We start from the raw sequence: 11,125 nt of genomic DNA on the forward strand, positions 1-11,125 counted from the left end.
ATAACCTAGCTAAGACCGAAGGCCCGGCGCTCCCCCGCCGGGCCTTTTCCTTTTTCGGGCCGTTTAGGCGTCCGCTGTCGGCTCCCGTCAGCAGTTCGGCTAAAATTCATAAATATCATTATATATCAGTTAATTAATCTCCATTCTTGGCCAGTGGGCGCCTGCCGCCCCACCTCAATAGTCAGTGTAATTACTTTATATCGTATAAGATATTTGACATGACGGACCAACTGGGCGAGATTTTCCTCAGACGCGGAACGGGGAGCGTCATGAAGGGGAGATCAATCAATGAAACGGGTATTCCACAAGGTCGGCCTGCTGGCCGGCACGGCCATCGCTTTGGCCGGCGTTACCGCACCGATGGCCCTGGCGCAGGATCAGGAGCTGAGTGAAATCATCGTCACCGGCACGCGCCTGAAAGGGCCGAACCTGCAGACGGCCAGCCCACTGACCGCCGTGGGTGAGGCGGAGATCAAGTTCCAGGGTGCGGTGCAGGTGGAAAATGTGCTGAACCGCCTGCCGCAATTCACCGCCGATGCCAATGACAATGTCTCCAATGGCTCTGATGGCACGGCGCGGGTGAACCTGCGCAATCTGGGTTACGTGCGCAATCTGGTGCTGATCGATGGCCAGCGGATGCTGCCGCCGGAAACCGCCGACCTGAACTTCATCCCCAGCGCCATGATTGAGCGGGTGGATGTGGTGTCCGGCGGTGCCTCTGCCGTTTATGGCTCCGACGCCATTTCCGGCGTGGTGAATTTCATCCTGCGCAAGAATTTGGACGGCGTTTACGCCGACATGCAATATTCGATCAACCATACCCGCAACGATAACTCCTATGTCCGTTCTCTGCTGAACAAACGGGGATATGAACTGGCGCCCAAGAGCACCTGGGACGGCGCCAAGAAGGACATCAATGTCGCCATGGGCTTCAATTCCGGCGACAAGAAGGGCAATGTCACCTTCTATGCCGGTTATCGGGAGAACAACCCCGTCACCCAGGACAGCCGCGACTATTCATCCTGCGCCCTGGATCCGGCCGGCCCCGATGCGCTGGCCTGCGGCGGGTCCAGCAATAATTCCTATGGCCTGTTCTCGTTCCAAAGCGCGCAGACCGGCAAGAATGTCACCTTGAACAATACCAAGGATGGCCAGAAGAGCTGGGTGCCCTATGACAGTTCCTTTGCCTATAATTACGCACCCACCAACTATATCCAGCGTTCCGACAGCCGGGTGACGGCGGGCGCCATCGGCCATTATGAGTTGGCGGTGGAAGCGGAACTCTATGGTTCCTTCATGTTCATGGAGGATCATACCTTCTCGCAAGCCGCCCCGTCCGCCCTGTTCCAGGGTACGGTGTTCAAGATCAACTGCGACAATCCGTTGATGTCGGCCGGCCAGGCGGCACAGCTCTGCGGCAGCGCCACCGGGCAGGCCGTCGATAAGGATACGTTCATCGGCTACCGCCTGACCGGCCCCGGCAGCGAGCCGCGCCGCGACGATCTGCGCCACACGGCCTATCGTGTCAGCAGCGGGGTGCGCGGCAAGCTGGGCGACAATTGGACCTATGATACCAATTTCCTCTATTCCAGCATCCGGCTGGAGGAGAGCTATAAGAACAATGTCGATAATGCCAAGGCGCAGAAGGCCTTGCAGGTGGTGAATGTCAATGGCACGCCCACTTGTAAATCCAAGATCGACGGCACTGACCCGTCCTGTACGCCGATTGATGTGTTCAAATATAATGGCATCAGTGCGGCCGGGTATCAGTATCTCTATGCCCCTACCTATACCAATGGGGTGCAGACGGAGCGCGTGTTCAGTGCCGGCGTGACCGGGCAGCTGGGGGATTACGGCCTGCAAAGCCCGTTCGCCGAACAGGGTTTCAGCATTGCGCTGGGTGCCGAGCATCGTGATGAAACGCTGGATTTCCAGGCCGATGCCCTGGCCCAGGCCGGCGGCATCAAGCCGAACAATGGCAAGCTGAATGTGGAGGAATTCTACGGCGAATTGCAGGTGCCGCTGGTGCAGGATCGCCCGCTGGTGAAGGAACTGTCGCTGAATGGCGGCTACCGCATGTCGCGCTATTCCAACAATGATGACTGGGTGAAAACCTATAAGACGGAGCTGCAATATGCGCCGACGGGTGATGTGCGGCTGCGCGGTTCCTATAACCGCGCCGTCCGTGCCGCCAATATCAGCGAACTTTATGCCCAGCAGAGCCTGGGGAATGTCGCGTCACAAGACCCCTGTGCCGGCAATAATCCCAGCGCCTCGCTGGCGGCCTGCCAGCGCAGCGGCATGACGGCGGCGCAATATGGCAATACGCTGGAATGCCCGGCCGATACCTGTGTGGCCCAGGGCGGCGGCAACCCGCTGCTGAAACCAGAAGAGGCGGACACTTTCACCGGCGGTGTAGTGCTGACGCCGGAATTTGTGCCCGGCCTGTCGCTGACGGTGGATTATTTTCACATCAATATCGACAAATATATCGGCTCGGTTGACGCACAGACCGTCATCAACCAGTGCATCCAGACCGGCAACCCGTTCTTCTGCAATCTGTTCCATCGTGATCCCAGCAATGGTGTGCTGTTCGGCAATAATGGCTATATCGTTTCCACCCAGCAGAATACCGGTTATCTGCGCACCTCTGGCCTGGATGTGCAGGGTGATTACCGGTTCGATCTGGAAGATCTGATCCAGCGCGACCTGGGCGCCATCAATATTGGTCTGGTCGGCACCTACCTGCTGAAGCGGGAGACGGAACAGTTGCCGGGCCTGGGTTCCTATGAATGCAAGGGCCTGTTCGGCCCGACCTGCGGCCAGCCCAACCCCACCTGGCGGCACCAGTTGCGCACCACCTGGCAGATGCCGTGGATGAATGCCAACCTGTCGATCAACTGGCGCTATTTCGGCTCCGTCAAACTGTCCAGCAATACGGATAACGAGTTCCTGGCCGGGACGAAGAGCAATATCAACGCCAAGATCGGCGCCTATAATTACTTCGACCTCACCGGCACGGTGGAAGTCTATGAAGGGGCCACCCTGCGCGCCGGTGTGAACAATATCTTCGACAAGGCCCCGCCGGCCATCGCGGCCGGGCTGCTCAGCTCCTTTGGCAATGGCAATACCTATCCGGGTGTCTATGACCCGCTGGGCATGAACCTGTTTGTTGGCCTGACGCTGAAGCTCTGATCGCTTCCTGCCCGAGCGTCCCCGTCCCCCATCGGGGCGTCCTCACCTTGCCCTGTCCGGGAAACCGGACAGGGCATTTTTTTGGGGAAAGCTGGCGAAGCGGTCAATCGCCCAACTGATGCTTCAGATCGTAAAGGGTGGCGCCGATATGGTTGGCGGTCAGGCTTTCCACCAGGGCGCTGTCACCGGCCAGCCAAGCTTCCAGGATCTGCCGGTGTTCACGGCGCGCCCGCTCCTCCCGCCCCTGCGGGGCCAGATGCACGCGGACATAGCGTTCCGACAGGATATGCAGCCGCTTCAGCAGCGTATGGGTCACCGGCCCCGCCGGGCGGATCAATGCCAGATGGAAGACGCGATTGCCGGTGACATGGTCGGTGCCGTCCATATCCTGCTGCTGTTCCAGGGTGGTCAGTGCCTCCTGGGCGATCTTCCGGTCTTCTGCGGTGGCGTTGCGCGCACCATCCGCCGTGGCCCCCGGCTCCAGCTTCAGGCGGAGCGCAAACACCTCCGTTGCCTCCGCACCGGAAAGCGGGCGGACGACATAGCCCCGGTTGGGGTAGGAGGTCAGCAAACCATCCTGTTCCAGCCGGCCCAGCGCCTCCCGCAGGGGGATCTTGCTGACGCCCAGTTCATTGGCAATCACGTCCTGGCGCACGGGGGTCCCCGGCGCCATGGTCCCCATCAGGATATGGCGGCGCACCACGTCATAGGTCTGATCGGAAAGCGTTCGGACAACAATGCTCATTCTGGTCCACATCAACAGGAAGGGCGCCTGGGCAACCGCGAGGCGTTGGCCGGCGGTGTCATCAGGCCGCTGCCGGACCGGCATAAGCCACCAGCAGCATCGCGATTGTCCCGGAAATGATCGCTAACTGCAAAGGGATGTTGTGCCTTAGCGATCCATTTCAAGCTGCCCCAGCCATGCGATACCGGCAGCGTCGCGTAAGCTGGGATTTGCTGTTGCGATCATCGGAAATTCGTCTAAAGTATACGAAATAATCGCTGACAGATAAATGCGAATGCCGCCCGGGGCCCGGTCTGGGAAGAATGGCGCGACGGGAGGGACCATGCAAGCAAGGATGCCCCACCCGTCTTTTTCCGCCCACGGCCCCCGTCCCGTCATCGTTTCCCTTGCCTGAACGAAAGACCATGATGCGTCTATCCAGCCAAACCGCCAAAAGCCGTTTCCGGACCCCGCGCGCCCTGTTGCTAGGGACGGGTATTGCCCTGTTGGGCGCGTCTGCCAGCTTCGCCGGCCCGGCCGATGATTTGCGCAGCGTGCTCAGCGATTATGACAAGCTGCTGGCCGCCGCCGACCCGATCGGGGCAGGCCAGCGCGGCGACCCGGAAGCGGCCAAGCGCTGGCCCGATGACAGCCCGGATGCGGTGGCCGACCGCCGGCGCAGCATGGGGCAGCTGCGCGACCGGCTGGCCGCGATTCCGGCTGCTTCCCTGACCGGGGCGGATGCGCTGAACCACGCGCTGCTGCTGCGCCGGCTGGATCTGGACCTGGAAGGGGCGCGCTTTGACGAGGAGCGCATCCCCTTCAATGCCGATAGCGGCTTCTTCAATGTGCCCGACTATATGGCCGGCGGCACCCGCCTGCGCAATGTGGAGGCGGCGGAAGCCTATCTGGTGCGCATGGCCGGACTGCCCGCTTACTATGCGACCGAAATTGCCAACATGCGCCGGGGTATCAAGACCGGCTTCGTGCAGCCGCGCCTTGTTGTGCGGGCGGCCATTCATATGAGCAAGACGCTGGCCGATGTGCCGGCGGATCAGAATGCCCTGCTGCTGCCATTGATGGACTTGCCGCCCACCATCCCGGCGCCGCAGCGGGAAGCGCTGTTGAAACGCGGGGTGGAGATCGTCAAGACCAAGGTGAAGCCGGCTGAGCTGGGGTTGGTGGAGTTCTTCACCAAGGAATATTTGCCAAAATCCCGCGACACGCTGGGCGCCTATGCCCTGCCCGACGGGCGTGATTACTATGTCTACCGGGTGAAGCGCGAAACCACCACCACCATGACCCCCGATGAGGTCTATGAGCTGGGCCGGTCGGAAATCGCCCGCATCCGGGCCGCCATGGATGCGGTGATCAAGGAAACTGGCTTCAAGGGGAACTTCAAGGAGTTCCTGGCCTTCCTGCGCAGCGACCCGCAATTCTACGCCACCTCGCGTGAACAGTTGCTGGAAAAATCCAGCCGGCTGGCCAAGCTGGTGGATGACAAGCTGCCGCAATATTTCAGCCTGCTGCCCCGCCTGCCCTATGGCGTGCGCCCGGTGCCGGCGGAGATTGAGGAGAATTACACCTCCGGCCGTTATCATCCCGGCAGCCCGGAACAGGGCATTGCCGGCGGCCTGATGATCAATACCTCCCATCTTCCCATGCGGCCGCTTTATGAGCTGCCGGCCCTGGTGGCGCATGAAGGGGTGCCCGGCCACCATCTGCAGATCGCCCTGGCGCAGGAACAGAAAGATGTGCCGCAGTTCCGCCGCCAGGATGATGTGACCGCCTATGTCGAAGGCTGGGCGCTCTATAGCGAACAGTTGGTGGCGGAAATGGGCCTGTACCGCACGCCCTATGAAAAGTTCGGCATGTTGTCGATGGAAATGTGGCGCGCCTGCCGGCTGGTGATGGATGTCGGCATCCATTGGAAAGGCATGGGCCGGGAAGAGGCGGCAAGCTGCCTGCGCGATAACAGCGCGCTGGCAGAAAAGAACATCCAGAGCGAGACGGATCGTTACATCGCCTGGCCCGGTCAGGCCCTGGGCTATAAGATCGGCCAGTTGAAAATCTCCCAGATGCGCCTGAAGGCCGAAAAGGCGTTGGGGCCGAAATTCGATATCCGCCAGTTCCATGCCCTGGTGCTGAATGACGGGCCGATGCCGATGACCATGCTGGAAAGCCGCATCGACGGCTGGATCGCCAGCAGCGGGGCCAAATAAGAAAGCGCCGTCCAGCCAAGACAGACCAAGCCGGTCAACGGCATATTCCAGAGAACAGGAGCGGGTGAATGGGTATCTTCGGACGGCGCAAGCCGCTGGATGCACAGCATAGCGTGCATCATGACCAGCAGCTGCAGCGCACCTTGAGCTGGCCGCATCTGGTGGCTTTGGGCATCGGTGCCATCATCGGCACCGGCATCTATACCCTGACCGGGATCGGGGCGGAACGGGCCGGGCCGGCGGTGGTGCTGGCCTTTGCCGCCTGCGGCATCCTCTGTGTCTTCGCCGCCCTGACCTATACGGAGATGGCCACCCTGGTGCCTGCCGCCGGCAGCGCCTATACCTACACCTATTCGGTATTGGGGGAGGTGCTGGGCTGGCTGGTCGGCTGGAGCCTGGTGCTGGAATATGCCGTTACCTGTGCGGCCGTCGCCGTCGGCTGGTCTGGTTATGCGGTCGGGCTGTTGCAGGCGGCGGGTATCCACCTGCCGGCCTGGATGATTGCCGGCCCCCATGCCGGCGGTATCGTCAACCTGCCCGCCGTGCTGATCACCCTGGCCGTCACCGCCCTGCTGGCCCGTGGCGCGCGGGAGAGTGCGACGCTGAATATTGTGCTGGTCGCCATCAAGCTCGTGGCACTCGCCGTGTTTGTCGGGCTGGCCGCTCCGGCCGTGGTGCCGGAGAATTTCACGCCCTTCATGCCCTATGGCTTCACCTCCCACACGGTGGATGGGCATGTGCGTGGGGTGATGGCCGCCGCCGCCATCGTCTTCTTCGCCTTTTTCGGTTTCGATGCCGTTTCCACCTCAGCCGAAGAAGTGAAGAACCCGACGCGTGACCTGACCATCGGCATTATCGGGTCCATGGTCATCTGCACCATCATCTATATGCTGGTCGCCGCCTGTGCCGTGGGTGCCTGGCCCTTTGCCGAATTCGCCGCCAGCGGGGAGCCGCTGGCCTTCATTTTGCGCGGGCTGGGCCATCCGGGGGCGGCCTTTGGCATTGGGGCCGCCGCCATCATCGCCCTGCCATCGGTCATTCTGGTGATGATGTTCGGCCAGACCCGCGTGTTCTTCGTGATGGCACGGGACGGGCTGCTGCCCCGCAGCCTCAGCCGGCTGGATGCACAGCGGCGCGGGCCGCTGAAACTGACCCTGATTGTCGGAGCCTTCGTGTCCATCGTGGCCGGCTTCTTCCGCCTGGACCAGATTGCCGAACTGTCCAACGCCGGCACGCTGACCGCCTTCATCGCCGTTTCCGTCTGCGTGATGGTGCTGCGCCGCACCCGGCCGGACCTGCCGCGCCTGTTCCGCTGCCCGGCCGTCTGGCTGGTAGCCCCGCTGGCTGTCATCGGCTGTCTTTATTTCATGATCAGCCTGCCCACCGGCACGCTGGTCCGCTTCGCCATCTGGAACCTGATCGGCCTTGCCATTTACTTTGCCTATGGCCGCCGGCGCAGCCTGCTGGCCCAAGCTGAGGGGAATTAAGCCCATGTCCCATCATCATCTTTCGCGCCGCCTGCTGCTGGGGGCGGCACCGGCCGCCCTGCTGCTGGGCAGCAAGCCCGCGCTGGCCGCCCCCTTTGCCGGTGTGCTGAAACCCAAGCTGGTGCCGCTGCCGCTGGAATCCGTGCGCCTGCTGCCCTCGCCCTATCTGACGGCGGTGGAGGCGAACCGCGCCTATCTGCATAAGCTGGAGCCGGACCGGCTGCTGCATAATTTCCGCACCCAGGCCGGGCTGGAACCCAAGGGCCAAGTTTACGGCGGCTGGGAAAGCGACACCATCGCCGGCCATACGTTGGGCCATTACATGACCGCCCTGGCGCTGATGTATGCCCAGACCGGTGATGGCGAATGCCAGCGCCGCCTCTCCTATATCCTGGATGAGCTGGCCTTGTGTCAGGCCCAGGATGCCGATGGTTTCGTCGCCGGCTTCACCCGCAAGAAGGGTGACAACATCGAACATGGCAAGCGGGTGTTTGACGAGGTGCGGCGGGGCGAGATTCAGTCCCGTGGTTTTGACCTCAATGGCTGCTGGGTGCCGCTTTATACCTGGCACAAGATGTTCGCCGGTATCCTGGATGCCGACCGCTATTGCGGCCTGCACAAGGGCATTCCCATTGCTGAAAAGCTGGCCGCCTATATTGAAGGGGTCTTTGCCGGGCTGGATGACGCGCAAATCCAGAAGGTGCTGGATTGCGAACATGGCGGCATCAATGAAAGTTTCGCCGAACTCTATGTGCGTACCGGCAACCGCCGCTGGCTGGCCCTGGCAGAGAAGATTTATCACCGCAAGGTGCTGGAACCGCTGAGCCAGGGCATCGACTGCCTGCCCAATATCCATGCCAACACGCAAATTCCCAAGCTGATCGGGCTGGCCCGGCTGCATGAAATCACCGGGGCGGAACGGTATGGCAAGGCCGCAAGCTTCTTCTGGGAGACGGTGACGCGGGATTACTCCTATGTCATCGGCGGCAATGCCGACCGGGAATATTTCCAGGCCCCGCGCTCCATTTCCAAGCACATCACTGAACAGACCTGTGAATCCTGCAACAGCTACAACATGCTGAAACTGACCCGGCATCTTTATGCCGGGATGCCGGAGGCACGTTACTTCGACTATTACGAACGCGCCCACCTGAACCATATCATGGCGCACCAGAACCCGAAGACGGGGATGTTCGCCTATATGGTGCCGCTGATGTCCGGCACGCACCGCGAATTCTCCACCCCCTTCGCTGATTTCTGGTGCTGTGTCGGCAGCGGCATGGAAAGCCATGCCAAGCATGGCGAATCCATCTATTGGCATGGCAGCGGGGATGTCACCGTCAATCTCTATATCCCCAGCACGCTGGCGGCCGGGCGGGAGACGCCGGGCCTGCGGTTGGAAACCCAATATCCGTTCGGGGATGAGGTGGTGTTGACCGTCACCAAGGCAGTGGGCAAGGGCGCGCTGTCGCTGCGCGTGCCCGGCTGGTGCCAGGGGGCGACGGTCAGCCTGAATGGCCAGCCCGCCGACGCCACGGTGCGCGATGGCTATATCCGCATCGCCGGCCCGCGCCAGACCGGCGACGTGATCCGCCTGACCCTGCCGCGTCAGTTGCGCATCGAAGCCACGGTAGATGATCCCAACACGGTGGCCCTGCTTTACGGGCCGATGGTGCTGGCGGGCGATCTGGGGCCGGCGAGCGAGAAATGGAAGGGCCTGGCCCCGGTGCTGGTGGGCAGCGACCTGCTGGCCCGTCTGCGCCCCACGGGGGAGCCGGCCGTGTTCAAGACCGATGGCATCGCGCGGCCGGGTGACCTGACCCTGCGCCCCTTCACCTTCCAGCATGAACGCAATACGGCCGTCTATTTCAAGCGCTTCACCGATGCCGAATGGCAGGTGGAACAGCAGCGCTTCCAGGCCGAGCAGGCGCGCCTGCAGGACTTGCAGGACCGTTCGGCCGACCTGATGCATCTGGGGGAGATGCAGGCTGAACGTGATCATGATCTGGACGCCAAAATCTCCTATCCCGTGGTCTATCGCGGTCGCAACGGGCGCGATGCCCGCTCCGGCGGCTATTTCGAATTCAGCTTGAAGACGCGGCCGGGGCCGTTATTCCTGCAATCCACCTATTGGGGGGAGGAGCGCGGCCGCAAATTCTCCATCCTGATCGACGGCACCCCCATCGTGAAGGAGGAGCTGAAGGCCGAAAAGCCGGGCGAATTCTTCGACCGCGACTATCCGATCCCCGAGGAACTGACGCGCGGCAAGCAGAAGATTCGCGTGCGCTTCGAACCCGAAACCGGCAGCTCCGCCGGCCCCTCCTTCGGGGTGCGGCTGTTCACGGCCAAGGCCGGATAAGAAAAAGCCCGGCCGGGGGGCGATCCCCGGCCGGGCTTCGTTTTCTTTAAAAAGGGGGAGGCTTCACACGACGGTGAAGCCCTTCCAGAACGTATCTTCCTGATCAATCCAGATGGTGTTGTGACCGGTTGAAACCGCACTGCCCTGGATGGAGGGGATGATTGCCGGCTGGCCGCCCAGCTCGGTCAAGGCTTCCACCTTGCCGATGAAACGGCTGCCAATATAGCTTTCATGCACGAACTGGTCGCCCACCCGCAGCCGGCCCTGATGCACCAGATGCGCCAGCCGCGCCGATGTGCCGGTGCCGCAGGGGCTGCGGTCGATGGCGCGTTCACCATAGAATACGGCATTGCGCCCATCGGCCCCGTCGCCGCGCGGCTTGTCGGCCCACAATACGTGGGTGACGCCGCGGATACGCTCATCCAGCGGATGCACCGGCTCCACCTTCTGCCGCATCAGGCTGCGGATGCTCCGCGACAGCTCGACAATGCGACTGGCCCCCAGATCATCCAGACCCGTATAGGGCCCCTGCGGCTCCACAATGGCGTAGAAATTGCCACCATAGGAGACATCGATCCGCAAAGGGCCAAAGCCCGGCACCTCAATCTCGATCCCGGTGGCCGCGACATAGGCGGCGACGTTGCGGATGCGCACCCAGCGCACCCGGTCGCCTTCCTGGCCATACTCGATATCGATGATGCCGGCCGGCACCTCCACCTTCAGCCGTCCCGGCACGCGCGGCAGGATCAGGCCATTTTCCAGGCCAAAGGTGATCATGCCGATGGTGCCATGCCCGCACATGGGCAGGCAGCCGCTGGTTTCGATGAACAGGATGCCGACATCCGTATCCGCCTGGGTGGGCGGATACAGGAAGCCGCCGGACATCATGTCATGGCCGCGCGGTTCAAAGCAGAGCCCGGTGCGGATCCAGTCAAACCGCTCCAGGAAATCCTGCCGCCGCTCCGCCATGGAGTTGCCGCGCAGCAGTGGCGCCCCGCCCGCCACCAGCCGGACCGGATTACCCGCCGTATGACCATCAATACAGAAAAAGGTGTGACGCATGATGGCACTCCAGCTTGATATTAACGTTTTACCTAAGGTGCCGGGCGGCGGCATCCGACGGCTTGGTCTTTACTTC

The 11,125-nt window shown here is 62.0% G+C and carries 6 protein-coding genes; 4 read left to right on the plus strand and 2 right to left on the minus strand.

What is annotated here, in order from left to right:
- Positions 1-288: 288 nt before the first annotated feature.
- Positions 289-3,195, plus strand: a complete 2,907-nt coding sequence (locus CHB97_RS25255; RefSeq protein WP_089290799.1) for a TonB-dependent receptor domain-containing protein — start codon at positions 289-291, stop codon at positions 3,193-3,195.
- Positions 3,196-3,298: 103 nt separating this feature from the next.
- Here the strand turns inward: CHB97_RS25255 and CHB97_RS25260 are convergent, their stop codons facing one another.
- On the minus strand, positions 3,299-3,940 hold the full coding sequence (locus tag CHB97_RS25260; RefSeq protein WP_089290804.1) for a GntR family transcriptional regulator: 642 nt from the start codon (positions 3,938-3,940) through the stop codon (positions 3,299-3,301).
- Positions 3,941-4,344: 404 nt separating this feature from the next.
- Between CHB97_RS25260 and CHB97_RS25265 the strand changes: the two genes are divergently transcribed.
- The 3 genes from CHB97_RS25265 (at position 4,345) to CHB97_RS25275 (ending at position 9,987) form a co-directional block, all read left to right on the plus strand.
- Positions 4,345-6,141: a DUF885 family protein gene (locus tag CHB97_RS25265; RefSeq protein WP_200820128.1), complete on the plus strand. Its 1,797-nt coding sequence runs from the start codon at positions 4,345-4,347 to the stop codon at positions 6,139-6,141.
- 68 nt (positions 6,142-6,209) lie between these two features.
- The gene (locus CHB97_RS25270) at positions 6,210-7,628 is read left to right on the plus strand and encodes an amino acid permease (protein ID WP_089290801.1); all 1,419 of its coding nucleotides are present in this window, start codon (positions 6,210-6,212) and stop codon (positions 7,626-7,628) included.
- 4 nt (positions 7,629-7,632) lie between these two features.
- Positions 7,633-9,987: a glycoside hydrolase family 127 protein gene (locus CHB97_RS25275; protein ID WP_089290802.1), complete on the plus strand. Its 2,355-nt coding sequence runs from the start codon at positions 7,633-7,635 to the stop codon at positions 9,985-9,987.
- Positions 9,988-10,050: 63 nt separating this feature from the next.
- Here the strand turns inward: CHB97_RS25275 and CHB97_RS25280 are convergent, their stop codons facing one another.
- Complete coding sequence (locus tag CHB97_RS25280) at positions 10,051-11,049, minus strand: 4-hydroxyproline epimerase (RefSeq protein WP_089290803.1); 999 nt, start codon at positions 11,047-11,049, stop codon at positions 10,051-10,053.
- Between the last annotated feature and the right edge of the window lie 76 nt (positions 11,050-11,125).

The organism is Azospirillum sp. RU38E, from assembly GCF_900188385.1.
In the GTDB taxonomy this organism is placed as follows: Bacteria; Pseudomonadota; Alphaproteobacteria; order Azospirillales; family Azospirillaceae; genus Niveispirillum.

Bases quoted from the DNA above. Each gene is read 5' to 3' on its own strand.
- CHB97_RS25265 (WP_200820128.1), top strand. From the start codon at position 4,345: ATGATGCGTCTATCCAGCCAAACCGCCAAAAGCCGTTTCCGGACCCCG.
- CHB97_RS25255 (WP_089290799.1), top strand. From the start codon at position 289: ATGAAACGGGTATTCCACAAGGTCGGCCTGCTGGCCGGCACGGCCATC.
- CHB97_RS25275 (WP_089290802.1), top strand. From the start codon at position 7,633: ATGTCCCATCATCATCTTTCGCGCCGCCTGCTGCTGGGGGCGGCACCG.
- CHB97_RS25280 (WP_089290803.1), bottom strand. From the start codon at position 11,049: ATGCGTCACACCTTTTTCTGTATTGATGGTCATACGGCGGGTAATCCG.
- CHB97_RS25260 (WP_089290804.1), bottom strand. From the start codon at position 3,940: ATGAGCATTGTTGTCCGAACGCTTTCCGATCAGACCTATGACGTGGTG.
- CHB97_RS25270 (WP_089290801.1), top strand. From the start codon at position 6,210: ATGGGTATCTTCGGACGGCGCAAGCCGCTGGATGCACAGCATAGCGTG.